Raw genomic sequence first — 26941 nt, 5'->3', positions numbered from 1 at the left:
GAATTATCCCTTCACCGCGCCAAGCGACAGGCCTTCGACGAGATAGCGCTGCGCGTAGAGTGCGAGCGCAAGCGTCGGCGCGACAGAGAGCACGATCGCAGAGGCAATCTGCCCGTACTGGATGCCCGAGGAGGTGACGAAAGCGAGTGCGCCCACCGTCACCGGCTGCTTGTCGGCCGAGGCCAGCACCAGCGCGAAGACGAAATTGTTCCAGGCGAAGATGAAGGCGAGCAGGCCGGCGGCGGCGATGCCCGGGCCGGCCAGCGGCAGGGCGATCTTGCGGAAGGTCGCAAACCAGGAATGCCCGGCGATGCGATAGGCATATTCCACATCGGCGGAAATATCCTCGAAATAGCCGCGCACGATCCACAGGATGAGCGGCAGGCATATCAACTGGTAGACCCAGACCAGGCCGAAATAGGTGTCCGCCAGGCCAAGCCACTGGAAATATTGGGTCAGCGGCAGCAAGACCAGTAGCGGCGGCGCGAACCGGAAGGACAGGAGCGTGAAGGCGATGTCCTCCGAACCCTTGAACTTGTGGCGGGCAAAGGCATAGGCCGCCGGGACGCCCAGCACGAGCGATAGCGCAACGGAGGTCACCGACAGGAAGATCGAATTGCCGAGGTTACGCATGAAGGCGATGTCGAGCGTGCCCGCCGCCGTCGTCAGCTTGCCGGTGATCAGCGCCGCGTAATTGGACAGGGTCGGCGTGAAGACGATCGACGGCGGGATCGTCAGGATCGTCTCGTTGGTCTGGAACGACATCAGGAAGATCCAGAGGATCGGAAACATGAAGAAGACGACGACAAGGGTGAGCGCGACAAGGCGCAGGGTTCGTTCGAGCGTGGATGTGTTTTCCATGGTCTTTTCCTCACGCCTCGCCACGGGCGCGTTCGCGCAGCCGCAGCCAGTTCTTGATGAACATGTTCGATAGGAAATATGTGATCGCCCAGAGGATGACCATCAGCGCCGCCGAACGGCCGACATTGGTCGACTGGAAGAAGTTGAGATAGGCCTCGACCTGGAACACCGTCAGCGTGTTGCCGGGCCCCCCTTGAGTCATCGCATAGATGATGTCGAACTGCTGGATCGAGTCGAGCAGGCGAAACAGCGTCGCCGTCAGGATATAGGGCGTCAGCATCGGCAGGGTGATACGGAAGAAAACGAAGGTGCGCGGCACGCCATCGAGCGCCGCAGCCTCGAACGGTTGGGTCGGCAGGGAGCGCAGACCGGCCAGCAGCAGGATCATGATGAAGGGCGTATAGACCCAGATATCGACGAGAACGACCGTCAGGAGCGCGGTGCTCGGCGAGGACGCCCAGCGGAAATCATGCAGTCCGATCAGGCTTGCGAAATAGCTGAGGATGCCGAAGCTCGGATTGGTCATCAGCTTCCACATCAGCGCGGCCAGCGCCGGGGCGATCATCAGCGGCAGGAGCAGCATGATCGAAATGAAATTGTTGACGGTCGAGCGGCGTTGCAGAAGCAAGGCGATGCCGAGACCCAGCAAAAGCTCCAGCGTCACGGTGAGGCCGGCATAGAGCAGCGACACTTTCAGCGTGTTCCAGAAGGCGGGATCGGTGAAGAAATTGAGGTAGTTCTCACCCCAGTTGAACTGCCTCGCCCAGGGCTGGCTCAGCCGGTAGCGCTGGAAGGAATAGATGACCGCCGTGATGAAGGGGATCAAAATGCCGATGCAGACGAGCAATGCCGGCAGGCTCAGCACATAGGGCAACATTTTCCGGCTGATTCGGAAACCAGAGTTGGATTTGCGGAGGGTTGCAGTGGAAGCCATGTCGAGCTCCGCTCCTTGTCTTTGAAGAAACCACGCATGGACCAAGCGGTAAAGCTCCGTCGCCAGCCATCGGCATCTCAGTCTGTCTTGAATTGGCCGTGAGCCGATCCGTAAGGTCGCCCGGCGCCGGAGCGCCGGGCGTCTGCTTGGGAGGCAGATCAGCCGAGACCGGCTTCCTTGAGCTGACGATTGATGCTCTCGGCCAGTTGGTCGAGGCCTTCATCGACAGGCACTTCCTTGGCGACCATCTTCTGCAGGGTCGCTGCCCATTCGGTCGTCACGTCGAAGAACAACGGCTGGGGCGTGAACTTGATGGAGGCGCCTTCGGCCGATGCGTTGAACATGTCGACATAGCCGGGATACTTGGTGTTGAGCTTCTCCTGGAAGCTCGCATCCTTCCAGATCGATTGGCGGACCGGATCGACGAAGTCCATCTTGGTCGCGCCGAACAGGGCGTGCTCCGGACCGGAAGCCCACTGCAGGAAGTACCACGTTGCGTCCTTGTCCTTCGAGAAGTTGGACATGGCAAGCGACCAGATCCAGATGTTCGGCGTCGAGGCCTTGGCATCCGGATTGGCGGCGAAGGCGGCGTAGGACAGTTGCCCGGCCATCTTGTTGTCGCCGCCGTTCATGAAGTAACCGAGGCAATCCGCATCGAAGATCATGGCGGATGCGCCGGCACCAAGGTCCGTGCCGACCTGGTACCAGGTATAGGTCGACCAATCCTTCGGACCGCTTTCCTGGACGAGCTTCACGAACTTCTCGTGATAGGCCTTGGAGCCGGCGGTGTTCATGGCGGCTGAAAGCTTGCCGTCGCCGCCGACGTTCAGGTCCTTCTCGTTGAAGTTGGCGTAGCCGGACAGGAAGCCCGGATGGATGGTGGCCCAGGAACGAGAGCCGCGCAGGCCGATGCCGTAGATGCCGCTGACATCCTTCTGCAGCTTGGCGGCGACATCAATCATGTCGTCCATGTTCTTCGGCACGGAAACGCCGGCCTTGTCGAACATCGCCTTGTTATAGGTGATGTTGTTCTGCTCGAATGCCCACGGAATGCACCACTGCTTGGCATCGTCCGAACCCAGCGCGCCACCGGGCTGACCGTTCCAGGCGCAGGAATTCTTGACACCAGGCAGGAAGTCGTCCCAGGCATAATTCGGGTTGGTCTTCTCCGGATCGTTGATCCATTCCTTCAGGTCGGTGATCCAGCCGGCCGGACCATAGGTCCAGGTCATGTAGGCGCCGGTCATGAAGGCATCATATTCGGTCGAGCCGGACGACAGCGCAGCCGTCACCTTGTCGAAATAGACGTCTTCCGGGAAGACGTCATAGGTCACTTCAATGCCCGTCAGGTCCTTGAAGTTCTGCAGGTTGGCAATCATGGCATCGGCATAGGGGTGCTTGTTGAGCAGCAGCTTCAGCGATTTGCCGGAATGTTTCTTCCAGTCGAAATCAGCTGCCAGAGCCCTTGTGGACATCATGTTGAGCAGCATACCGGCGGAACCGGCCGTGACCCCCATGGCGCCCAGGCCTTTCAGCATTCCGCGCCGGTCCACCTCTCCACGCAGGAAAGCACTGATGAGGTCTTTCTCTTTCTCATGCATTGGTCTTCTCCTCCTTCACGGGCAAAACATGCTCGATTGAGCCGTACCGGCTTACCCGACCGGTATGTTCTCCAGATCGCAGCGCCAGTATGGCGCTGCTCGAAGCTGCGAACCGATCTCCTCCTCGAGACCACGTTCCAGCTGTCATTCCAGCATCAGCGGAGTTCCGTCAGCCAACGTCCTCCATCAGCGTATGCGCAGTCTTCTCGTCGGTGATCAGGCCGCTCAGCAGTCGGCTTTCGAGCACTGCGCGGATCGCACGCGCCTTGACCTTGCCGCCGGCGACGGCAACAATCCTGCGGTTGCTCAAATCCGCACGGCTGAGCGTGAATGTCCGATTGGACAGCGAGGTCTCGATCGGCTGGCCCTTGTCGTCGAAGAAATGGCCGAGCAGTTCGCCGGCGCCGCCGCCCCTCTTGATTTCCTCGAGTTCACTCTTCTCGATCATGCCGGTGGCGACCAGCGATGCCTCGCGCTCGACCGTGCCGATGCCGACCAAGAGCAGGTCGGCGCTGCTGGCGAGATCGAAGACATCACTGACACCGCGCTGGTTGAACAACACGTCACGGTCCTCGATGGTGTTGGCGAAGAACGGAACCGGCATGACATAGGCCTCCGCGCCGGTGCGCTCCGCCAGCCGGTGGATCACGTCGTGCGGATTGGCCGAGAACTTGCGCGTCAGGCCGCCGAGCAGCGACACGAAACGGACATCGTTGTTGGCGGTGCGCGGCAGATATTCGACGCAGGCAGCCAGCGTCCGGCCATGGCCCATGCCGATCAGCACCGGGCCTTCCTTTTCGATCTCACGCTTGAGAAACTGTGCCCCGGAAATGCCGAGCGCCTTCAACGGCAGATCCTCCGGATCGAAATCCGGCACGACCTCGCAATAGTCCAGTCCGTAGCGCGTCGACAATTTCTGTTCGAGCTCGACACATTCGGAGACTTCACCGTCGATATAGACCTTGACCAGGCCTTCCTGGTTGGCCCGTTGGATCAGGCGATGCGCCTTGAGCGAGGAAAGACCGAGGCGCTTGGCGACTTCGGACTGCGTCAGACCACCGGCATAATGCAGCCACGCCGCGCGTGTCGCCATGCTCGTTTCGTCGTCCCGCAGGGAGCTGCCATTCACCGCCATGTTCCGCCCTCGCGATGCTATTTTTATCATCGCCTGATATTTTTATCTTACGTGAAAGAACTTTCACTTCATGAAAATTTTTGTCAAGCGAGGTTCGATGCGGCATTGCACCAATTCGACTTGCGCTTGCGGCATGAGGCATGCCGGGCAAACGAAAAACGCGCCCGGTTGCCCGAGCGCGTCATGAGGCCAGTGGATGGCAGACGAAGCTCCTAAGCCTCGGTCTTCTTCATCAACCGCGCCTGCAGAACAACGACGACCAGGAGGAAAGCGCCGCGGATGACGGATTGCCAGTAGGCCGAGAGTGAAATCCAGCCGAGGCCGTTTTCGAAATTGAGGATGTTGAAGACCATGGCCAGCAGCAGCGCACCGGCAAGCGTCGCCCCGACCGAGCCGGAACCGCCGGTCAGAAGCGTGCCGCCAACCACGACGGAGGCGATGGCGAAGAGTTCCCAGCCCACGCCCTCGGTCGGCTGTCCCGCCCCGAACTGCGAGGCAAGGATGACGCCCGCAAGACCGGCCAGCACGCCCGACAGCGCATAGACGGCAAACAGGGTGCGATCGACCTTCAGGCCCATCAGGTTGGCCGTCGCCTCGCCGTCGCCGATCGCAAGCACATGCCGGCCGGCCGGATGCCGCTCCAGGAAGAGCCAGCCGAGCACATAGGCAAAGCCTGCGATCCAGCCGGGAATCGGAAACCCGAGGAAGTCATCCTGGCCGATCATCGTGAAGGCCGTGTCGTAGGAAACGGAAACCGACTGGTTGTTGGCGAGCAGAAGCGCCGTGCCGTAGGCCGCCAGCATCATCGCAAGGGTCGCGATGAAAGGCTGAATGCGCAGTCGGGTGATGATGACCCCATTGATCGAGCCGGCCACGAAGCCGGCAAGAACGCCGCCAACCAGGCCCGGAAACCAGCCATAGGGAGACAGATAGGCCGCCACCACGCTTGCCATCGCCGCCACGCCGCCGACCGACAAGTCGATGCCGCCGGTGATGATCACGAAGGCCATGCCGAGCGCGATCAGCGCGAACATGGAATTGTAACGCAGGAAGCTGAGGATATTGAACGGCGAAATAAAATTGTCGTAACGCAGCGCACCGAACAGGATGAGGCTTGCCAGCGCCAGCAACACGCCAAGGCGGGCGAAATCACCGGAGGATTTGGGAACGAACGGCCGGGAAAGTGTTTTCAGCATGGAGGTCATGTCCGTTACGCCTTGTCGGCGCGTTGCTGGATGAAGACGGCGACGATGATCAGTCCCGCCTTGACGATAAGCGCCGCCGCATCCGGCACGCCATTGGCCAGCAGCGTGTATCGCACCAGCTGGATGACGAAGGCGCCGAGCACGGTGCCGAGAATGTTGGCGCGCCCACCGGTCAACAGCGAACCACCGACGGCGACCGCCGCGATCGCATCCAGTTCCATGCCGAGACCGACCAGATTGGCATCGCTGGCGGAATTGCGGGCGACGACGATGAGACCGGCAAGGCCGGCCATTGCGCCACTGATCACGTAGACGAAGGTCTTGACCCGGCGCACCGGAATACCGGTCAGCCGTGCCGCCTTCTCGTTGCCGCCGACAGCGATGATCTGCCGGCCGATGACAGTGTAGCGGATCAGGCAATGGGCGAGGATCGCAACGATGATCATGACGACGACCTGCGCGGGGACGCCGGCAATGCGGCCCATGGCAATGAACTGGAAGTCCGGGTTCTTGAAGACTTGCAGGTTGCCGTTGGTCGCCACCTGGGCAAGACCCCGACCGGCGATGAACAGCACCAGTGTCGCGACGATCGGTTGGATCGAAAACCGCGTTACCAAAAAGCCGTTGAACCAGCCGAAGGCCATGACGAGCAGGATCGGCAGAATGAAGGACAGGATGATCAGGATGCCCATGTTCTCGATCGGCAGCAACTGGCCCATGAAGATCATCGGCGCGGCCGTACCGGCAATCGCCATCAGCGAGCCGACGGAGAGATCGATGCCGCCGGTCGCAATGACCAGCGTCATGCCGACGGCGACGATGACGATGGTCGCCACCTGGGTAAGATTGACGTTGAGCGTCTGCCAGGACACGAAATTCGGCGTTACGATCAGATTGAACAGCAAAAGAACTATAAACGCGGCAAATGTTCCGTATCGGCTGAGAAGCTGTGCAGTGTTCAGCCTGTTGGCGCGCTCTGCGGGAGCGGATGTATCGATCGTCGTCATGTCAGTTCACCTGATGAGCCATGGCGGACAGAAGCGCCGTCTCGCTGAGTTCGTTTCTCTTCAACACCGCAACGGAGCGTCCGTCGCTCAGCACCGTCACCCGATCGGCCGCGGCCAGAAGCTCCTCCAGTTCTGAGGATATCATGAGAACGCTCAATCCTTCATCGGCGAGGCTGCGCAAGAGCTTCAGAATTTCCGCCTTGGCGCCAATATCGATGCCACGGGTTGGTTCATCAATGATGAGGATGCGCGGATCGGTGCACAGCCAGCGGGCAAGCAGAACCTTCTGCTGGTTGCCCCCCGACAGTTCCTTGATCGGCTGGTCCGGCGAAGCGCATTTGACGCCGAGCGCCTTGATGTAGCGCGTGACGATCTCCTGCTGGCGGGCGCGGTCGACGATGCCCGCCTTCTTCAGCTTCGGAAGAAGCGCCAGCGTCATGTTTTCGCGGATGCTCATGTCCGGCACGATGCCGTCGATCTTGCGGTCTTCCGAAACCAGGCCGATACCATCGGCAATCGCGTCGGCCGGCTCCGCGTAAGTGCGCTCCTTGCCATCGACCCGGATTGCACCCTTTTCCAGCCTGTCGACGCCGAAAACGATCCGGGCGGTTTCCGTCCGGCCCGAACCGAGCAGGCCCGCCAAGCCGGAAATCTCGCCTTCGCGGACGGTCAGGCTGACATCGCGGACCCGGACACCCGAACCGACGGCCTCGGCAGAAAGCCGAACCGGCTTGCTGTCATCATTGCCGGCATCGCGCGCGATCGCCTCGAAAGCAGCCAGTTCCTTGCCGAGCATATGACGGACCAGTTCCATCTTCGGCATGTCCTGCATCGGGCTTTGCGCCACCGTCTGTCCGTCGCGCATGATGGTGACCCGGTCGCAGATTTCGTAGAGTTCATCCAGCCTGTGACCGATGAACAACACAGAAACGCCGTTCTTCTTCAGCGTACGGATCGTGTCGAACAGGATGCCGACTTCACGCTCGTCAAGCGACGAGGTCGGCTCGTCCATGATCACCAGCTTGGCCTTCTGCGTCACGGCGCGGGCGATCGCGATCATCTGCCGGGTCGCGGCACTGAAATGCGCCACCGGCATGTCGACGTCGATATCGAGGTTGAAGGTCTTCAGGACCGCGGCTGCCCCTTCGCGCATGGCGCGCCGGTCGAGCAACCCTAAAAAATTCCGCGGTTCGCGGGAAAGATAGATGTTTTCGGCGACCGACCGCTGCGGTGCCAGGTTGATTTCCTGGTAGATCGTCGCGATCCCCTTCGCCTGGCTGGCGCTGGGCGTTGCAAACACGACATCTTCATCCTGGAACCGGATCAGGCCCGTATCGCGCTGGTAGACGCCGGTCAGAATCTTGATCAGCGTCGATTTTCCGGCCCCGTTCTGACCGACCAGCGCCATCACCTCGCCCTCGGCAATCGACAGCGAGGCCGACCGCAGCGCCGGAACGCCGGAAAACGCCTTGGAAATATCCTGCATGGACAGCAGCATGTTCCCTCCACCCTATATTATACACATGAAAGCCGGCCGGTGCGGCAAGCCGCACCGGCCGGAGCCACTGTCTTGGGAGATCAGTAGGCGCTCGACAATTCCGCTGCTGCGTTGGACGCATCATAGAACTTGTCGGTATTGATGACCCACGGCTCGATCTTCTCGCCCGCAGCGAAGCGTGCCATCGTTTCGAAGGCCTTCGGCCCGAAGCGCGGGTTGCACTCGACGACGGCGTTGATCTTGCCGTCAACGACTGCCTGCACTGCTTCCTTGCCACCGTCGATCGACAGAACGAGGATGTCCTTGCCCGGAACCTTGCCGGCTGCCTCGATGGCAGCGATGGCACCAATGGCCATTTCGTCGTTGTGGGCGTAGATCACATCCGCGTCAGGATGCGCCTGCAGCAGGGCTTCCGCCACTTGGCGGCCCTTGTCGCGCGCGAAGTCGCCGGTCTGGGATGCGACGATCTCGAAGCCGCCGGCAGCGGTGATCGCTTCATCGAAGCCCTTCTTACGATCGTTGGCGGGCGACGAACCGGTCGTGCCTTCCAGTTCGATGATCTTCGACTTGCCGTTGGCGTTCTTGGCCAGCCACTCGGCAACGCGCTTGCCTTCGTCTATGAAGTCCGAACCGATGAAGGTGACGTAATCTTCACCTGCCTTGGCCAGCGACTGGTCGACGTTACGGTCGAGCAGGACGACCGGAATGCCGGCCTTCTTGGCAGCCATGACGGCCGGGATCAGCGGCTTTTCTTCGCGTGGTGCGAGGAAGATGACGTCGACGCCCTGGGCGATCATCGAATTGACGTCGGCGACCTGCTTTGCAGCCGAACCGGCAGCATCGGTATAGACCAGTTGATAGCCGAGCTTTTCAGCTTCAGCCTTCATGCTTTCCGTCTGTGCGATACGCCAGGGATTATTGGATTCGGTCTGCGCGAAGCCGACCTTGTACGTGTCTTTCTTTGCAAGAGCAGGCAATTCCGCATAGGCCACGGAACCAGCAAGCGCGAGCGCACCCATGGCCGTAGCAGCCATCATGAACGTGCGACGTGAAATCATAGACATCGGTGTTTTCTCCTCCGAAATTTACCGGTACTCCACTACCGGGCAGTGAGCATTTTTCTGCTTCACATCTGTAAATCTTGCGCTAATAATATTATCAGTCAAGCGCTAATTTTATGAGCAGGCGCAAAAAAATAATTCTGCAGTGCAGCAGAACAGGGAACGGAAGCGAGCAAGGGTGATGGCAAAGGCAAACGGTCGAAATAAAGCCCCGGACAAAACTGGGGAAACTGGGCGGCCAACCATGACGGATATCGCCAGAATCGCCGGCGTGTCGCAATCCAGCGTCTCTCTCGTTCTTAACGAAATGTCCGGCGCCCGCATTTCAACCGAGACGCAAATGCGTGTCCGGGAGGCTGCTCATAAAATCGGTTATAAATTACCAGCTGTTCGCAACGAGGTGGATGTCACGCCGACCGTCGAGAAGGATACAATCGCCTTCATCGTCGACGAAATCTCCACCAGTCCCCATCCGGTCGTCAGCCTCGACGGCATCCGCGACTATGCGTTCGAGCAGGGACTGCTGGTGTCCGCCCATGCCACCCGCTCCAATCCCGACCTGCAGGATGCCGTCCTGCGCTCCGTGCTGCGTGACCGTTCCATCGCCGGCGTCATCTATGCGACGATCTTCACCCGCAAGGTCACGGTTCCGCCGCAGCTCAAGAATATTCCGACCGTCTTGCTCAACTGCTATTCGGAGCCGCGCCAGCACATGGCTATCATTCCCGGCGAAGTCGCCGGCGGCTTTACCGCGACGGCGCATCTGACGAGCCTCGGCCACAAGCGCATCGGCTTCATCAACGGCGAGCCGTGGATGGACGCGGCGATCGACCGCCTGAAAGGATACAAGCAGGCTCTCGCCACCGCCGACATCGCCTTCGACGAAACGCTGGTGCGCGACGGTGACTGGCTGCCGTTGCGCGGCTACGAGGCCGGCCTCGACCTGTTGTCGCTCGACAATCCACCGACGGCAATCCTCTGCGGCAACGACCTGATGGCGATCGGCATGATGGAAGCAGCAGCCGAAAAGGGCTTGCGGGTACCCGAGGATCTCTCGGTCATGGGCTATGACGACCAGGAACTGGCGCGCTACACGCACCCGCCTCTTTCTACCCTCGTCCTGCCGAACTACGAGATGGGCCAGAAGGCAGCCGAAATCCTAATCGACATGGCCATTCACGGCAAACAACCCCGCCCCATGACCATCAAGGTCGACGGTCCGCTGGTCCGGCGTGGCACGACGGCCAAGCCACGCTGACCCGTCATTCGTCGGATCGATCCGTGTTTTCCGCAGAAACGCCTTCATTTCCCGCGCAATCTCGTGTTGAAGGAACGGGACGACATCTGGAGACGGCGAAGGCATGCTTGCGATGAAATCCTGGAAGCGCAGGCTGCGCAAATGGCGCATTCGCGTTGCAAGGCGTTTTCTCGGCACACGAATCGGCCGCGAGCTTCTCGTCAATTCCGTCAGCCCGAAAATCCTGTCGATGACCGCCGATTGCGGCGATCACCTGATGACCTTCTCGCCGCATGACTATATCGGCCGGAAAATCTATCGAAAGGGCCATTTCGAGCGCGAGAATGTCGACCGCCTGCTCTCCATGCTGAGGCAACGCGGCCTGCTGCGCGAGGGCACCGTCCTGCTCGAACTCGGCGGCAATATCGGCACGCAGACGATCTATTTCGCTTTGAGCAAGGCCTTTCGCCGCATCGTCACGGTCGAGCCCGATCCGCGCAATTTCTCTCTGCTGCAGATCAATATCGCCCAGAACCACCTTGGCGACATCATCACCACGGTCAACAGCGCCGCCGGCGAGAGCGAGGGAACACTCGACTTCTTCCTCCACCCTGACAATCACGGCAAGAGCAGCGCGCTGCGCCAGAGCGACCGCGATATCGAGATCAGCGTGCCGGTGAAGCCCGTCACCGCCATTCTCGCCGATGTCGGGGTTACGCCGGAGGAGATCGGCCTGATCTGGATGGATATCGAAGGTTATGAGCCGGTCGCCGCACGGTCGATGCAGCCGCTGCTGGAGCGCCGCACGCCATTCTACATGGAGTTCTCGCCGGTGTTTTATGGCGCCGCCGGCTCGCGGGATTTCGTCGCCCATCTCGGGCGGTTCTACGAAAACTGCATTGTTTTCCTGGAAAGCGGCCCCGTGGAGATGAAGGTCTCGGCCATGCCGGTGGAGCAGGATCAGTTCGATGTCCTGCTCCTGCCTTGAAGTGCTTCAGTATTCACTGAAGCACCGAGATCACCGCTTGCGGTAAAAATACGTCCGGCCTGGATCAGCGTCGGCGGGCAACGGCAGGGGCTCGAGATCCAAATGGTCGAGCGGCAGGCCGCTCGCCGCGATGCCGCCGGACATCAGCGCCGCCGCCATCGATTGCGGCAGCCAGGTCAAGGTCTTCGCATCCTTTTCCGGATAGGCGGTGCCGATATCGGCATGGGCAAAGGCGACGTTCTTGCCTGCGAACTGCTGGATTGTCTCACGGATATCGCCAAGGATGATGTTTTCTTCCGACGGCGTTGAATCGGGATGGGAGCCAATGGCCCGGTCGAAAGCGATGATGCGATTTGCCGGAAACAGCTCGCGAATATGATCATAGGTGCGGCCATTGCCGAGACCGATCTCGAGGATGACGCCATCCGGTCCGATCATGCCTTGGTCCTTGATGTGATTGAGCACAGCGCGCTGCGATTTCATGCGGGAAATAAAACCATCCAGTCGGCTCATAAAACTCCATCCATTCATTCAGATTCATACGGGCAATTTCATGCGTGGTGACCCCGCTTAACATGGTGTCCCCCGTGGGGTCGACCATGGCAACAGGAATTTTGCGGGTAAACTCACTGCGCGAGCGGCACGATGATGTGCAGTGTGCTACCGGAATTCGACCGGCAGCTACTCCCAACGGCGTCGCCTGCCCCCATCGAATGTGTTAGCGTCATGCCATGAACCATCTGTCGACCGAAACCTTTTTCAAGGCCCTGCCCGTCTTCGTGGATTTCGAGGGCGTCGCCGACACCAGCAATTACCGCCCCCTGCCCGCCGACTGGGCGCTCGCGACCGCCGACATCGTCGATTCGACCGGCGCAATCGAGGCCGGCCGCTACAAGGCGGTCAACATGGCCGGCGCCAGCGTCATTTCGGCCATTTTGAACGCCCTCGGCCAGAACGATCTTCCCTTCGTCTTCGGTGGCGATGGCGCGCTTGTCGCCGTGCCGCCATCAGCCATTGGCAAGGCGCGGGAAGCGCTGTGCGCCGTTCAGAACTTTGTGACGGAAGAGCTGGAGTTGAAGCTGCGCGCCGCGCTGGTTCCCGTTGCCGATATCCAGGCCGCTGGTCTGGAGGTTCGTGTCGCCCGGTTTCAGGCCAGCCCCGGTGTCTCCTACGCAATGTTTTCCGGCGGTGGCGCCAGTTGGGCCGAGGCGCGCATGAAGGAAGGGCTGTTCAGCGTGCCGCCGGCACCGACGGGGACACGGCCGGACCTGAAGGGACTGTCCTGCCGCTGGAATCCGATCCAGTCTCGTCACGGCGACATCGTCTCGATCATCGCTGTCCCAACGACGGGCACCGGCGGGCCGGCCTTTCAGTCGCTGATCTCGGATATCATCGCGCTCGCCGCCGGACAGGAGCGTGACGGCCATCCGGTCGCCGTCGAAGGACCGCAATTGGGCCTGTCCCGGTCCGGCATGGCCGCTGAAGCGAAGGCCGCCGCGCCGAAGGGAAAGCGGCTTCTGCGCAAGGCGATCATTCTCGGACAATATTTGCTCACGGTCGGACTGTTTCGGCTCGGCATGACACTCGGGCGCTTCGATCCGAAGGAGTATCGCCGCGACGTGGCCCGCAACTCCGATTTCCGAAAATTCGACGATGGCCTGAAGATGACGATCGATGTCGATGCCGAACGTTTGGCGAAGATCGAGGCCCGCCTGGAAGATGCAACGAAGGCCGGTATTGGCCGGTATGGGTTGCACCGCCAGGATTCGGCACTGATGACCTGCATCGTGCCGACTCCGCTCAGCCACGATCACATGCATTTCATCGACGGCGCCGCCGGCGGCTACGCGATGGCGGCCAGCCGGATGAAGAAGCAACACCTCGCCGCCGCTATGCCTTGAGGATCGTGCCGCCTTCGATGTTCCGCCGGGAAAACGCATTGCGCGTGTCGACGATCAGCGGCGCGAAGCGGGCAAGCGCCGCATAATCGACCGCATCATGATCGGTGGCGATCAGGACGGCATCGAAGCTCCTGACCGACTGTTCGTCGAGCGGCACGGATTGCCGGCCCTTCAGCGCCATATATTCCCGCGTCTTCGGAATCTCCGCCACATGCGGATCGTGGTAGGCGGCACTGCCGCCGCGTTCCTCGATCAGTTCGATCAGCTTCAACGACGGGCTCTCGCGGATATCCGGCACGTTCTTCTTGTAGGCAAGCCCGATCACCAGAACGCGCGACCGGCTGAGCGCCTTTCCGAGATGAATATCCAGCGCTTCGGCCAGCCGGCCGACGACATGGCGCGGCATGGCCGAATTGATCTCGCCGGCAAGTTCGATGAAGCGGGTCGGCAATTCGTATTCCCGCGATTTCCAGGTCAGGTAGAACGGATCGATCGGGATGCAGTGACCGCCGAGACCCGGCCCCGGATAGAACGGCATATAGCCGAAGGGCTTGGTCTTGGCGGCGTCGATCACCTCCCAGATGTCGATGCCCATCGCCTCGTAGACAACTTTCAATTCGTTGACGAGCGCGATGTTGACGGCGCGGAAGATGTTTTCGGTCAGCTTGACCGCCTCCGCCGTCGCCGGCGACGAGACCGGCACGACGGTCTGCACCACCGCGCCGTAGAAGGCCGTCACAAGGGCGGAAGCCGCTTCGCCATCTCCGGCGACAACCTTCGGAATGCTCGACGTGTGGAAATCGCGATTGCCGGGATCCTCGCGCTCCGGGGAGAATCCGAGGAAGAAATCTTGCGCGGATTTCAATCCCGTCCGCTCCAGGATCGGGCGTACGACTTCATCGGTGGTACCGGGATAGGTGGTGGATTCCAGGACGATCAACTGCCCCGGCTTCAGCGTCTCGGCGATGCGGTCGCAGGTGCGGGTGATGAAGGAGAGATCGGGGTCGCGATGCTTGGTCAGCGGCGTCGGCACGCAGATGACGACGATATCGCAATCGGCAAGCCGAGCGAAATCCGTCGTCGCCCGGAAGCGCCCCTCGACCGTCTCCGTGGACAGGATATCGTCCGGCACCGCCTCGATGTAGGAACGCCCGGCATCGATGGCGACGATCTTCTGCGGATCGATGTCGAAGCCGGTGGCGGGGAAGCCGGCGCGGGCAACGGTGATCGCCAACGGCAGGCCGACATAACCGAGCCCGATGACGGCGACATGGGCCTCACGGGCCTTGATCTTCGAAAGCAGGGTGTCGCTCAAGGAGGAATGGACGTTCAATGGAATGTTCCCGACTGATCGTGATGCGCGGAGGCGGCTTGGTCGATGCCGGTCAGTTGAGGATAAATTGACCCGGTGTCAAGGAGCGCATCCGCTGGGCTTCAGGACAATTATTGTGAGGGCCATCACTTTTGTTGGTCGTCAATCTGGTATTGCCGAGATCGGTTCTTATATCCCTGAAGCGAGCTTCCTTGGAAAAGCGACAGAGACACGATGACCATCCACAAGGCGAATGTTTCCACTCACCTGCTGGATCGCGTATCCAATTGGCTTCAGCAGGCCGCGCTCAATGGTGAAAATCTCGAGACGGTCGTGACGGGGTTCTGCGAGCGGCTTGCCGCATCGGGATTACCGCTCAACCGGGTCCATCTGAGCTTTTCGATGCTCCACCCGCTTTACGATGCCCTGGGGTTCACATGGCTGAGGGGACAGGGCGTCACGGTCGAGGGATACCGCGCCGACCCGTCCGACGACAAGCCGGACCGCTTTCTGCTCAGCCCCTATTATTATCTGCTGAGCAACAATCTCGAACATCTGCGCCGGCAGATCGACCCGGCATCGCCGTCAGAGTTCCCGATCTTCGATGAACTGAAGGAAATGGGCTGCACCGATTATATCGCCTTCGTCCAGTCCTTCGGCGAGACATCCGGCCAAGGCATGATCGGCTCATGGTCCACGGATGCTCAGGGCGGGTTCAGCGATGCGGTCATCGAGGCCCTGTTGCGCATTCAGAACAATCTGGCCGTAGCGGCGAAGATGGCGGTGCTCGGCAAGCTCGCGGACAACATGCTGACCACCTATCTCGGAGAGAATGCCGGCAAGCGCGTGCTCTCCGGCCAGACCCGGCGGGGCGACGGCGAAACGATCCGCGCGGCACTCGTGATGGCGGATATGCGCCAATCGACGGTGCTGGCCGAAAAGGAAGGCCGGCAGGTTTACATCGACACGCTGAACGAGTTTTTCGACGCGATCGCCACGCCCTTCAGCCGCAATGGCGGCGAAATCCTGAGCTTTGTCGGCGATGGATTTCTCGCCGTCTATCCCTGCGGGCGCCACCGCGAACCGTCGCAGGTGGCGGCCCTCGCCGCGATGGCCGCCACCCGCCAGGCGACCGCGCGCATGGCGGAACTCAATGGCGGCCGCCAGAAACGCAGCCTTCCCGATGTCCGTTATGGCATCGGCCTGCATGTCGGCAATGTCATGTTCGGCAATGTCGGCCTCAACGATCGCCTGACCTTCTCGGCCTTCGGCGCCGCCGTCAACGAGGTGGAGCGATTGCAGGGCCTGACGAAGAAATACGCTCAGCCGATCGTCGCCAGCCAGGCTTTTGCCACCTATTGCGGCGGCGACTGGGTGACGCTCGGCCAGGAGAAACTGCGCGGTGTACGCCAGAAGGTGACGGTGCTGCTTCCCGGAGATGAGAACATGAAACTCGACCATGCCGAGGCAGTCCAGAGCCGATCGCTCGAAACCCGTTCGGAGGCTGAGCAGGTCATGCTTCTCTATCGAAACAGTCGAAAAGCCCAACCACGAGACCTCATCTGGAACAGGCTGTTGCAGTAGCGGCTGGGGCGAATGACCGGCGGGAGGCAACTCACGCCCTGACGGGACGCTGAAAGGCACGATTCCGTTCGAAAGATTACAGTTTCTCATGCCCGGCACGCGACGTGGTCCGGGCTATATCCGTGTGCACTTTACCAGCCATGGGTCATGGACAGGCCAATTTCGGTGGGATAGTCTCCCGCGATGGAGCCGGGCGTGCAGCCCGAAAGGGTATCTGCCGATTGGCCGGCAGCTCTGAAACAAGGGACCTGTTGGCATGAATTCAGGCGCAGACCTGTTGCGGATCGAGGATTTGAGTATCTCGTTCGCGATGTTCGGCGGGCAACTCGATGCTGTTCGAAAGGCGAGCCTTCGCGTCTTGCCGGGCAAGGTCACCGCCCTGGTCGGGGAATCCGGGTCGGGCAAATCGGTCATTAGCCAGGCGGTCATGGGCATCCTGCCGAAGACGGCAAGCTGCAGCGGCCGCATCCTCTTCTGCGATCCCGCCACTGGGCAAAGGCCGGCCGATCTTCTGCAGATGCCGCGCGACGGGCGCGAAATCCGCAGCCTGCGCGGCAATCGCATGGGCAAGATCTTCCAGGAGCCGATGACTTCGCTGTCGCCGCTGCATACGGTCGGCAACCAGATCAGCGAATCCCTGAAAATCCACACCGAACTCTCTGCCCGCGAGCGGCGTGAGCGCACCGAGGAAATGCTCGGCATGGTCGGCTTTTCCAAGCCGTCGCGCGCCTATGACATGTATCCGTTCGAATTGTCGGGCGGCATGCGCCAGCGCGCGATGATCGCCATGGCCCTGATTTGCAATCCGTCGCTGCTGATCGCCGACGAGCCGACAACCGCGCTCGACGTGACCATCCAGGCCCAGATCCTGCAGCTTCTGCGCGGCCTGCAGACGAAACTGAACATGGCCATGCTGCTGATCACCCACGATCTCGGCGTCGTCGCCAATGTCGCTGACGAGGTCGTGGTGATCTATCACGGCGAGATCATGGAGGCCGGGCCGGTGGAAACAATCTTCCGCAACCCCTCGCACCCCTATCTCAAGGGTCTGATGGCCGCCGTTCCGCATTTCGACATGAAGCCCGGCGAGCGGCTGAAGGCGCTCCGCGAGGTTCCCGTCAATACGAGCAGCCTGCTCGGAAAGACCGTGATCGCCCCCCCGGATGCCAGCCAGAAGGAGGACGTCCTCCTGTCCGTGCGCGATATCGGCAAGACATTCACCACACGCAAGTCAAGCTGGTTCACCAAGGATACGGCGGGCGCAACCCGCGCGGTCGACAGCGTCAGTTTCGACATCCTGCGCGGCGAATGTCTGGGCCTCGTCGGCGAAAGCGGCTGCGGCAAGACCACCTTGAGCAAGATCCTGATGCGCGCCGTGACCCCGGATCAGGGCGCTGTCATGCTCAACAGCAGCAATGGCCCGATCGATGTTCTGAACGCCGAAGGTTCCGGTCTGCAAACGCTGCGCACCAAGGTGCAGATGGTCTTCCAGGATCCCGTTTCCTCGCTGTCGCCGCGTATGACGGTGCAGAACATCCTCAGCGAACCCTTGGAAATCCACAGCCGCGGCAATGCCAAGTCCCGCCAGGAAACCGTCAAGGCGCTGCTCAAGGCGATCGGCCTCAACGAGCGCCATCTCAACCGCTATCCCCACAGTTTCTCCGGCGGCCAGCGCCAGCGCATCGGCATCGCTCGCGCCCTGGCGCTCGGCCCCGACCTCCTGATCTGCGACGAGCCGGTCTCCGCGCTCGACGTCTCCGTCCAGGCGCAGATCCTCAACCTTTTGAAGGATTTGCAGAAGGAACTGGGCCTCACCTACCTGTTCATCTCGCACAACCTCGCCGTCGTCGATTATATGGCCGACCGGATCGCGGTCATGTGCGGCGGCAGGATCGTCGAGATCGCTCCGCGCGAAGTGCTGATGCGGGCGCCGGTGCATCCCTACACCAAGTCACTGCTCGCGGCCGTCCCCTTCCCCGACCTCGATCGTCCCCTGGATTTCAAGGGATTGAACCTCGGCGGCGGCGCCGATACGCGCAGCTGGGGCAAGCAATTCTCCAATGAGGGCGGTGAAGATGCCCTCTCCACCGCCGACCTGGGCGGCGGCCATCTGGTTCTGGCCCGGCGAAATGCCGATATAAGGGAGTTGAGACCGTGATCACACGCCGTACGACCCTTGGATTGCTGGCTTCCACCCTGATGCCCGGCCTTGCGCGAGCGACGGAACCGACAACCGACCAGCCGGCGGTCGCGACGGTTCCGGCCGACGCGGCAAGCCGCCTGCCGACCAACCCTCGCCTCGTCAACATCGCCGCCATGGGCCGGGAGCCCGGCATGCCGGGCGGCACCGTACGCATGCTGATCGGCAGCCAGAAGGATATCCGGCTGATGACGCTGAACGGCTACGCGCGTCTGGTCGGCTATGACCAGAAACTGGAACTGCAGGCCGATATCCTCGAGAGCTTCGACGTCCAGGAGGGCCGAATCTTCACCTTCAAGATCAGGCCGAACCATCGCTGGTCCGACGGCAGCCTGCTCACCGCGAAGGATTTCGAATACTGCTGGAACGACGTCGTTCTCAACAAGAAGCTGCGCAAGGGCGGCTTGCCGACCTATTTCCTCGCCGACGACAAACCGCCGGTCTTCGAGGTCATCGACGACCTGACCGTCCGTTATACCTGGGAAACGCCGAACCCCGACTTCCTGCCCAACTTGGCCGCGCCTCTCGCAGCGACCATCGTCATGCCTGCCGCCTACATGAAGCAGTTCCATGCTGACTATCAGGACGAGGCAACGCTCGAAAAACTGATGAAGAAGTACAAGGTCAAGAAATGGCCCGATCTTCATATCAAGATGTCGCGCAGCTATCGGCCCGAAAATCCCGAACTGCCGACGCTCGACCCCTGGCGCAACACGACCGCGCCGCCGGCCGACCAGTTCGTCTTCGTGCGCAACGACTATTTCCACCGGGTCGACGAGAAGGGAACGCAGCTCCCCTATATCGATAAATTCGTGCTGAACGTCAGTTCCTCGGAAATCATTGCGGCCAAGACCGGCGCCGGCGAAAGCGATCTGCAGTCGACCGGCATCGACTTTGTCGATTACAGTTTCCTGAAGGATTCCGAGAGCCGCTATCCGGTCAAGGTCAACCTGTGGAAGCGCACGCAGGGTTCCCGCGTCAACCTTCTGCCGAACCTCAATTGCAGCGACGAAGCCTGGCGCACGCTATTCAAGGACGTCCGCTTCCGCCGCGCCCTGTCGCTGGCCATTGACCGGCACGAAATCAACATGGTGGCCTTCTACGGTCTGGCAACGGAAGCCGCCGACTCTGTCCTGCCGGAAAGCCCGCTGTACAAGGAAGAGAATGCCAAGGCCTGGGCCGCCCACGACCCAGATCAGGCCAACGCACTGCTCGATGAGATCGGCCTGACGGAGCGCGACAGTGATGGCCTGCGCCTGTTGCCGGACGGTCGCGTCGCGCAGATCGTGGTCGAGACAGCGGGCGAAAGCACGCTCGAAACCGACGTACTCGAACTGGTCACCGATCACTGGTCGAAGATCGGTATAAAGCTCTTCATCAAGACCTCGCAGCGCGATGTTTTCCGCAGCCGAGCCATGGGCGGGGACATCATGGTGTCGATGTATTCCGGCATGGAAAACGGTGTTCCGACCGCCGACATGAATCCCGGCCAATTGGCGCCGACCTCCGACGACCAGTTGCAATGGGCCGTCTGGGGCATGCATTACCTCTCCGGCGAAACCAAGGGCGACGCACCCGACATTCCGGAGGTCAAACATCTCCTGAAGCTGCTGGACGACTGGCACCACGCGGCCGATCTCGAGGAGAAGAGGCGGATCTGGTTCGAGATGCTCGACATCTATGCCCAGCAGGTGTTCTCGATCGGCATCGTCAATGCGTCGCTGCAGCCTGTCCTGCATTCCGCGCGCCTGCGCAATATTCCGGAAAAGGGCCTCTACGGGTTCGATCCGACCTGTTATCTCGGGGTCTACATGCCGGATACCTTCTGGTACAGCAGTGAGGTCAGCTGAATATGCTGCGATACATCCTTTGGCGCGTCGCGGCGATGCTTCCCACACTACTGATCATTTCGGCGCTGGTTTTCACCATCATCGAACTTCCGCCGGGTGACTATTTCGAAAGCTATATTTCGGAGCTGCGCGCCCAGGGCGAAGACGTCGATATGGCGGAAATCCAGGAACTGCGCGCGCAGTACGGTTTCGACCGTCCGCCGATCATGCGCTATTTCCATTGGGTCGCAGGCATGATCCAGGGGGACTATGGCTATTCCTTCGAATACCAGCTGCCGGTCAGCGACGTGGTCGGGGACCGGTTGTGGCTGACGGTTATGGTCTCCTTCGTGACAATCTTGTTCACGTGGCTGATTGCCTTTCCGATCGGAATCTATTCCGCCACCCATCAATACAGTTGGGGCGATTACGGGCTGACATTCCTGGGACTGATCGGCATCGCGATCCCCAATTTCATGTTCGCGCTGATCCTGATGTATTTCGCCAATATCTGGTTCGGCACAACGATCGGTCATCTCATGGACCAGAAATATCTGGCGGAATCCATGAGCTGGGACAAGTTCAAGTCGATCCTGGAGCATCTCTGGATTCCGGTCGTCATCATCGGCACGGCCGGCACCGCGGGCATGATCCGGCGGCTTCGCGCCAATCTGCTGGACGAACTGCAGAAGCAATATGTCGTCACCGCCCGGGCCAAGGGCCTGCATCCCTTCCGGGCGCTGGTCAAATATCCGCTGCGCATGGCACTCAACTTCTTCATCTCGGACATCGGATCGATCCTGCCGGCGATCATTTCCGGAGCGGAAATCACCGCGATCGTGTTGTCCCTGGAAACGACCGGCCCGATGCTCATCAAAGCGTTGCAAAGCCAGGATATGTATCTTGCCGGATCGTTCCTGATGTTCCTGGCGTTCCTCACGGTGATCGGGGTCCTGATATCGGATATCGCGCTGGCATTCCTCGACCCGCGTATCAGACTGCAAGGCGGTAGCACCAAGTGACGGTATCCCTTCCCGAATCCGGCGCACCGCTGGCGCATTACGTATCCCCGGCCCCCTTCGATCCGCATGCCGTCGATGTTATGACGGAGAAGCAGTCGCAGGTTTACCAGGCATCGCAACTCCGGCTGATGTGGTGGAAATTCAAGAAGCACAGGATCGCCCTGTTCTCGCTGTATTTCCTCGCCTTCCTCTATGCGATCATCGCCGTTGTCGAGTTCCTGGCGCCGTACAACCTGCATACGCGCAATGTCGATTACATCCATTCTCCGCCACAGCGTGTCCATTTCTTCCATGAAGGCAGCTTCGTCGGGCCGTTCGTCTACGGTCGGACGATGACACTCGACATGAACACGCTGCGTCGCATCTACACGGACAACACCGAGAAGGTCGAGCCGATCCGCTTCTTCTGCCGTGGCGACGCCTACCGTTTCTGGGGCCTTGTCGAGGGCAATGTCCGTCTCTTCTGCCCGGCTAAGGACGGCCAGCTCTTCCTGCTTGGCAGCGACCGTCTCGGCCGCGACGTGCTGTCGCGCATTCTTTACGGCGCTCGCATATCGCTCACCATCGGCCTGCTGGGGATCACGATGAGCTTCGTGCTCGGCATCACGATCGGCGGCCTGGCAGGCTACAAGGGCGGCGTCTTCGACTTGATCGTCCAGCGCATCATCGAGGTGCTGCAGTCGATCCCGAGCATTCCGCTGTGGATGGCGCTCGCGGCGATCATGCCGGTAACCTGGAGCCCGATCTTCATCTATCTCGGCATTACCGCCATTCTCGGGCTCATCGACTGGACGGGGCTTGCACGCGCCGTCCGCTCGAAACTGCTCGCGCTTCGCGAGGAAGACTATGTGCTTGCCGCCCAACTGATGGGCGCCGGCACGCCTCGTATCATCGGCCGCCACCTCGTGCCGGGCTTCATGTCGCATCTGATCGCCACGGCGACCATGTCCATCCCCGGCATGATCCTCGGCGAAACGGCGCTCAGCTTCCTCGGCCTTGGCCTGCGTCCGCCGATCACCAGCTGGGGGATCCTGCTGACGGAAGCCCGCAGCGTCAGTGTTATTGCCTTTTATCCCTGGCTGTTGTTTCCAACCATTCCGGTCATCCTGGTGATTCTCGCCTTCAATTTCCTTGGCGACGGTCTCCGCGATGCAGCCGACCCGTACAAGTGAAGTGGATACTGAGATGCTAAGGACACTCCGCAAGGAGTTGGGCTGCGAAAAGGGGCTCTGCTCATGACGCGCCGGATCGAGGATGCCCGCATCCTGATGTACAGCCACGATACGTTCGGACTTGGTCATCTCCGGCGCTGCCGCACGATCGCGCATTCGCTGGTCGAGGACTATCGCGGCGTCAACATCCTGATCATTTCGGGGGCGACGATCGCCGGTGCCTTCGACTACCGGGCGCGCGTCGACTTCGTGAAGATCCCCAGCGTGATCAAGCTGCGCAATGGCGAATATACATCGATGGATCGGCATATCGACCTGCACGAGACGCTGAAGATGCGCAAGTCGATCATCCGCCACACGGCCGAAACGTTCCAGCCCGACATCTTCATCGTGGACAAGGAACCGATGGGCCTGCATGGCGAGGTCGAGGAGACGCTGGCCTATCTGAAAAAACAGGGAACAACGCTGGTGCTCGGCTTGCGCGAAGTCATGGACGCGCCGCATCTGCTGGAAGCCGAGTGGAAGCGTAACGATGTCATGCGCAAGATCGGGCAATTCTACGATAGCGTCTGGGTCTACGGCCCGCCGGATTTCTACGATCCGCTGGTCGGGCTGGAGGTTCCGCCGATCGTGCGCTCCAAGATGGATTTCGTCGGCTTCCTGCAGCGCAGCGTCTCGCATGATATCAAGGAATCCGAGCACAAGCCGAAGGGCGACTATATCCTGGTCACCACCGGCGGCGGCGGCGACGGCTCCGATCTCGTCCATGACGTGATCGATGCCTATCAGGATGACGCAACGCTGACGCACAAGGCTCTCGTCGTGCTCGGCCCGTACATGCCGGCCAAGCAGCGCCAGAAGCTGATCATGAAATGCGCGAAGATCGCCTATATCGAGGTGATCGAGTTCGACAACCGCATGGAAGAGCTGATCGCCGGCGCCAAGGCCGTCGTCGCCATGGGCGGCTACAACACCTATTGCGAAATCCTCTCCTTCGACAAGCCGGCGTTGATCGTGCCGCGCGTGGCACCGCGTGAGGAACAGCTGATCCGCGCCAGCCGCGCTGCCGAACTCGGGCTGATCGACATGCTGCGGCCAGAAGAGGCGGCCGATCCCATGCGCTTTGCCGCTGCGCTGAAGGCTCTGCCCGAGCGCCAGCCGCCGTCGAAAAGCGCCGCCGGCCTGACACTCGAGGGCCTCGCGAACATCTCGCAGATCGTCGGCGAGTGGCTGGGCCGCCGGGAGCACGAGCACCTGACCGTGGTGAAGGGATAAGTCCGCGTTGATGCAAAACCGCAAGATCATCGTGGTCCTGAAGGGATATCCGCGCCTGTCGGAAACCTTCATCGCCCAGGAACTGCTGGGATTGGAACGGGCCGGCTTCGAGCTCTCGCTGGTGGCGCTGCGGCGCCCAACGGACAAGAAGCGCCACCCGGTTCACGACGAAATCCGTGCCCCGGTCCATTACCTGCCCGAATATCTGCATGAAGAGGCGCCACGTGTCCTGCGCGCGCTCGCCAAATGCCTGCCGAACCCCGGTTTCTGGCGCGCGCTTCCGGCATTTGTGTCCGACTTCCGGCGCGACCGGACCCGCAATCGCATTCGCCGCTTCGGCCAGGCCATGGTTCTCTCAGCGGAATGGCCGAAGGGTGGCGAATGGCTGCACGCACATTTCATCCACACGCCCGCCTCCGTCGCCCGGTATGCCAGCATCATCAGCGGCACGCCCTGGACCTGCTCGGCCCATGCAAAGGACATCTGGACTTCGCCGGACTGGGAGCTGAAGGGCAAGCTCGCCAGCACGCGCTGGACGGTGACCTGCACGCAGACGGGATATGAGCATCTGCGCCACCTGTCCGGCAACAAGCCGCATGTGCACCTGAGTTATCACGGCCTCGACCTCACCCGCTTCGGCGAATTCGATGACGAACGCCCGCCCTTCGACGGATCGCGGCCGGCAGCGCCGGTGACGATCGTTAGTGTCGGCCGCGCGGTCGAGAAGAAGGGTTTCGATATCGTCCTGCGTGCGCTCAGCCTGTTGCCGAAGGATCGCCACTGGCAGTTCGAGCATATCGGCGGCGGCGAACAACTGGCGAAACTTCAGACACTGGCGAAGGAACTGGGCATCGCGGACAGGGTCACCTGGCACGGATCGATGTCACAGACCGAAGTTTTGCAGCACTATCGCAATGCGGATATCTTCGCGCTTGCCTGCCGGATCACTGCCGACGGAGACCGGGACGGGCTGCCGAACGTGCTGGTCGAAGCCTCCAGCCAGAAGCTGGTCTGCATTTCCACCAACATTTCCGGCGTGCCGGAACTGCTTGTCGATGGTGAAAACGGTTTTGTCGTGCCGCCGGAAGATCCGCAGGCTTTTGCCGCGGCGCTGGAACGGGCGATCCGCGATCCGGCTTTGCGCGCCCAACTGGGAGAGGCCGCGGAACGCAAGGTGCGCCGCGAATTTGACCATCAAACCAGCATTCGCGAGCTGAAACAGCTGTTCGAAGCCGAATGGCAGAAAACCCGATGACCGCTCCAGCGACACGGAAACGCGTCTTCTTCTACGTCCAGCATTTGCTCGGCATCGGCCACCTCGCCCGCGCCAGCCGCATTGCCAACGCGCTTGCCGAAGCGGATTTCGACGTGACGGTCGTGACCGGCGGCACGCCGGTCACCGGTTTTCCCGGTCCGCGGGTTCGCCATATTGCCCTGCCCGCCATCACGTCCGGCGACGCCGGCTTTTCCGGGCTGGCGGACATCGACGGCAATCCGGTCGATGATGCGTTCAAGGACAGTCGCCGCGACCTGCTGCTCTCGGCTTTCCGCCAAAACGAGCCCGATATCGTCATCATCGAAGCCTTCCCCTTCGGCCGCCGCCAGGTTCGGTTCGAGTTGCTGCCGCTTCTCGGTGAGATCGAGAAGACACGGCCGAAGCCGCTGGTCGTCACCTCGCTCCGCGACATCCTGCAGGAACGCTCGAAGCCCGGCCGCGACGAAGAGACGGTGGCGACGATCAAGCAATATTTCGACCGGGTGCTGGTGCATGGTGACCCGGCCTTCGCGCGACTCGAAGACACATTTCCGCTGGCCGCCGAGATCGCCGACACGGTCGTCTACACAGGCCTGGTGGCGGCACCACCGCCCGCCAAGCCACGGGAACAGTTCGACATTATCGTTTCGGCCGGCGGCGGCGCCGTCGGCAATGTTTTGATCCGGGCGGCACTTGAGGCGGCAAAGTCAATCGACGGCACACTGTCCTGGGCGCTGATCACCGGCCCCAACCTGCCGCAAGCCGATTTCGACGCGATCTCGGCCGATACGCCGGCGCATGTCAGCGTCTTCCGGTTCCGCCCGGATTTCGCAAGCCTGCTCGCCGGGGCGAAGCTCTCCGTGTCACAAGCGGGATACAACACCGTCTGCGATATCCTGCGCGCCGGATGCCATGCGCTGCTCATCCCGTTCACCGCCGGCGGCGAGACGGAGCAGACGGTTCGGGCGGAGCGTCTGGCCAGGCTTGGGCTTGCGCATGTGCTGACCGAAGACGACCTGCCGGCGGAAAGCATGGCGGCGGCGATCCGGTCCGCGCTCACGGCAGCCGGCAAACCACCGCACAACCTTGATCTCGACGGCGCCCATCGCACCGCCGAAATCCTGCGCGGCCTGCTCTGATCGAATCGATCAGACCGTTCCAATGACCATGAAGCGGGTATATTTCTTCATCTTCAGCGATCCGGCGAACGCAACATGGGCAAGTGCGGTCTGTTTCTGGAAGGCTTCCAGCGATGGCACGCAATTGATGTGGGTCGGTTCGCTGAAATAATCGTTGGACTGCAGCAACACCTTCGTGCCGCGCGGCAACAGCGCCAGCCAGGCCGGCAGGTCGGCAATGTGCTCGCAGCTGGTGTTGATCACCAGGTCGGCGCCAAGCGTCGCGTAGTCGAGCGCATACATGTCTTGCGTCACCGCCCGGAACCGTTCGCCTGCCCTGGCATTCAGCGTTTCGGCGATGGCGCCCACCTCGGGATCGATGTCGATGCTCTCGATCAGGTCGATATCGAAGCGCCTGTCGTCAAAAAACATGCCCGGCAACACGCCATACCAGCCGCCCAGCAATATGATGTGTTTAAATTTTCCGCCAAGGCTTTCAACCAGCTTGTCACGTGCCCATATCTTGCTTCCAACCTGCTTGTGGTTGAAGGCCGTGCCAACGTCCGCGTCCGGATATTTGGCAACAACTTTTGCAAGGCCCTCGATCAGGGAGCTTCCCGTATAGGCGGACAGACCGCGGATGATATCGAAGGCACTCTCGTGCCAATCTGTTGTGTTTGCTTCGTTTGTTCGGGTGGTTTTCGTCATGTGCGTGTTGTAGTCTGGACTTTTCTGGAGTGCAAGGA

Annotated in this window: 22 protein-coding genes; 11 read left to right on the top strand and 11 right to left on the bottom strand. The window is 61.0% G+C overall.

The genetic code is table 11. The features are described 5' to 3' along the window. Positions 1–3: 3 nt before the first annotated feature. From ACST81_RS08035 to ACST81_RS08000, 8 genes are all read right to left on the bottom strand, one after another. A complete protein-coding gene (locus ACST81_RS08035) occupies positions 4–861 on the bottom strand; it encodes a carbohydrate ABC transporter permease (RefSeq protein WP_438752403.1) in 858 nt (285 codons plus the stop codon). 10 nt (positions 862–871) lie between these two features. Beyond that, the gene (locus tag ACST81_RS08030; RefSeq protein ID WP_438752402.1) at positions 872–1795 is read right to left on the bottom strand and encodes a carbohydrate ABC transporter permease; all 924 of its coding nucleotides are present in this window, start codon (positions 1793–1795) and stop codon (positions 872–874) included. Between the two features lie 158 nt (positions 1796–1953). Continuing rightward, entirely contained in the window at positions 1954–3396 is a 1443-nt protein-coding gene (locus ACST81_RS08025; protein ID WP_438752401.1) for an extracellular solute-binding protein, read from the bottom strand. A 169-nt stretch (positions 3397–3565) separates the two neighbouring features. Continuing rightward, positions 3566–4531, bottom strand: a complete 966-nt coding sequence (locus tag ACST81_RS08020) for a sugar-binding transcriptional regulator (protein WP_438752400.1) — start codon at positions 4529–4531, stop codon at positions 3566–3568. 212 nt (positions 4532–4743) lie between these two features. Beyond that, positions 4744–5736: an ABC transporter permease gene (locus tag ACST81_RS08015; protein WP_438752399.1), complete on the bottom strand. Its 993-nt coding sequence runs from the start codon at positions 5734–5736 to the stop codon at positions 4744–4746. Between the two features lie 5 nt (positions 5737–5741). Next, complete coding sequence (locus tag ACST81_RS08010; protein WP_438752398.1) at positions 5742–6743, bottom strand: ABC transporter permease; 1002 nt, start codon at positions 6741–6743, stop codon at positions 5742–5744. A gap of 1 nt (position 6744) precedes the next feature. Continuing rightward, positions 6745–8241 carry a sugar ABC transporter ATP-binding protein gene (locus ACST81_RS08005; protein ID WP_438752397.1) on the bottom strand — a complete coding sequence of 499 codons (1497 nt, stop codon included), beginning with the start codon at positions 8239–8241 and terminating at the stop codon, positions 6745–6747. Between the two features lie 80 nt (positions 8242–8321). Then, the gene (locus tag ACST81_RS08000; RefSeq protein WP_438752396.1) at positions 8322–9305 is read right to left on the bottom strand and encodes an ABC transporter substrate-binding protein; all 984 of its coding nucleotides are present in this window, start codon (positions 9303–9305) and stop codon (positions 8322–8324) included. A 178-nt stretch (positions 9306–9483) separates the two neighbouring features. On the opposite strand from ACST81_RS08000, the gene ACST81_RS07995 reads away from it, so the two are divergent. Next, entirely contained in the window at positions 9484–10560 is a 1077-nt protein-coding gene (locus ACST81_RS07995; RefSeq protein WP_438752395.1) for a LacI family DNA-binding transcriptional regulator, read from the top strand. A 103-nt stretch (positions 10561–10663) separates the two neighbouring features. After that, positions 10664–11527, top strand: coding sequence for an FkbM family methyltransferase (locus ACST81_RS07990; protein WP_438752394.1), 864 nt, complete (start codon positions 10664–10666; stop codon positions 11525–11527). Between the two features lie 30 nt (positions 11528–11557). Here the strand turns inward: ACST81_RS07990 and ACST81_RS07985 are convergent, their stop codons facing one another. After that, the gene (locus ACST81_RS07985) at positions 11558–12040 is read right to left on the bottom strand and encodes a class I SAM-dependent methyltransferase (protein ID WP_438752393.1); all 483 of its coding nucleotides are present in this window, start codon (positions 12038–12040) and stop codon (positions 11558–11560) included. 218 nt (positions 12041–12258) lie between these two features. Here ACST81_RS07985 and ACST81_RS07980 point away from each other — a divergent pair, with 218 nt between their 5' ends. Further along, positions 12259–13428: a DUF3095 domain-containing protein gene (locus ACST81_RS07980; RefSeq protein WP_438752392.1), complete on the top strand. Its 1170-nt coding sequence runs from the start codon at positions 12259–12261 to the stop codon at positions 13426–13428. On the opposite strand, the gene ACST81_RS07975 is transcribed toward ACST81_RS07980, so the two are convergent. Beyond that, complete coding sequence (locus tag ACST81_RS07975; protein ID WP_438752391.1) at positions 13418–14761, bottom strand: nucleotide sugar dehydrogenase; 1344 nt, start codon at positions 14759–14761, stop codon at positions 13418–13420. The genes ACST81_RS07980 and ACST81_RS07975 overlap by 11 nt on opposite strands. A 213-nt stretch (positions 14762–14974) precedes the next feature. Here ACST81_RS07975 and ACST81_RS07970 point away from each other — a divergent pair, with 213 nt between their 5' ends. The 8 genes from ACST81_RS07970 (at position 14975) to ACST81_RS07935 (ending at position 26216) form a co-directional block, all read left to right on the top strand. Continuing rightward, the gene (locus ACST81_RS07970; RefSeq protein ID WP_438752390.1) at positions 14975–16324 is read left to right on the top strand and encodes an adenylate/guanylate cyclase domain-containing protein; all 1350 of its coding nucleotides are present in this window, start codon (positions 14975–14977) and stop codon (positions 16322–16324) included. A gap of 256 nt (positions 16325–16580) precedes the next feature. Next, positions 16581–18482 carry a dipeptide ABC transporter ATP-binding protein gene (locus ACST81_RS07965; RefSeq protein ID WP_438752389.1) on the top strand — a complete coding sequence of 634 codons (1902 nt, stop codon included), beginning with the start codon at positions 16581–16583 and terminating at the stop codon, positions 18480–18482. Then, positions 18479–20374, top strand: a complete 1896-nt coding sequence (locus tag ACST81_RS07960) for an ABC transporter substrate-binding protein (RefSeq protein ID WP_438752388.1) — start codon at positions 18479–18481, stop codon at positions 20372–20374. The genes ACST81_RS07965 and ACST81_RS07960 overlap by 4 nt, the downstream gene beginning before the upstream one ends. A gap of 2 nt (positions 20375–20376) precedes the next feature. Further along, positions 20377–21375, top strand: a complete 999-nt coding sequence (locus tag ACST81_RS07955) for an ABC transporter permease (protein ID WP_438752387.1) — start codon at positions 20377–20379, stop codon at positions 21373–21375. Beyond that, positions 21372–22547, top strand: a complete 1176-nt coding sequence (locus ACST81_RS07950) for an ABC transporter permease (RefSeq protein WP_438752386.1) — start codon at positions 21372–21374, stop codon at positions 22545–22547. The genes ACST81_RS07955 and ACST81_RS07950 overlap by 4 nt, the downstream gene beginning before the upstream one ends. A gap of 63 nt (positions 22548–22610) precedes the next feature. Beyond that, positions 22611–23822, top strand: coding sequence for a glycosyltransferase family protein (locus ACST81_RS07945; protein WP_438752385.1), 1212 nt, complete (start codon positions 22611–22613; stop codon positions 23820–23822). A 7-nt stretch (positions 23823–23829) separates the two neighbouring features. Beyond that, positions 23830–25077 carry a glycosyltransferase family 4 protein gene (locus tag ACST81_RS07940; protein WP_438752384.1) on the top strand — a complete coding sequence of 416 codons (1248 nt, stop codon included), beginning with the start codon at positions 23830–23832 and terminating at the stop codon, positions 25075–25077. Continuing rightward, positions 25074–26216 (top strand): glycosyltransferase family protein, encoded by a 1143-nt coding sequence (locus tag ACST81_RS07935; protein ID WP_438752383.1) that lies wholly within the window; start codon positions 25074–25076, stop codon positions 26214–26216. The genes ACST81_RS07940 and ACST81_RS07935 overlap by 4 nt, the downstream gene beginning before the upstream one ends. A 9-nt stretch (positions 26217–26225) precedes the next feature. Here the strand turns inward: ACST81_RS07935 and ACST81_RS07930 are convergent, their stop codons facing one another. Then, complete coding sequence (locus ACST81_RS07930; protein ID WP_438752382.1) at positions 26226–26903, bottom strand: class I SAM-dependent methyltransferase; 678 nt, start codon at positions 26901–26903, stop codon at positions 26226–26228. Between the last annotated feature and the right edge of the window lie 38 nt (positions 26904–26941).

The organism is Pararhizobium sp. O133, assembly GCF_051669845.1.
GTDB lineage: Bacteria > Pseudomonadota > Alphaproteobacteria > Rhizobiales > Rhizobiaceae > Pararhizobium.
The sequence above is the reverse complement of the archived record's forward strand: the minus strand, read 5'-3'. Positions and strand labels throughout refer to the sequence as shown.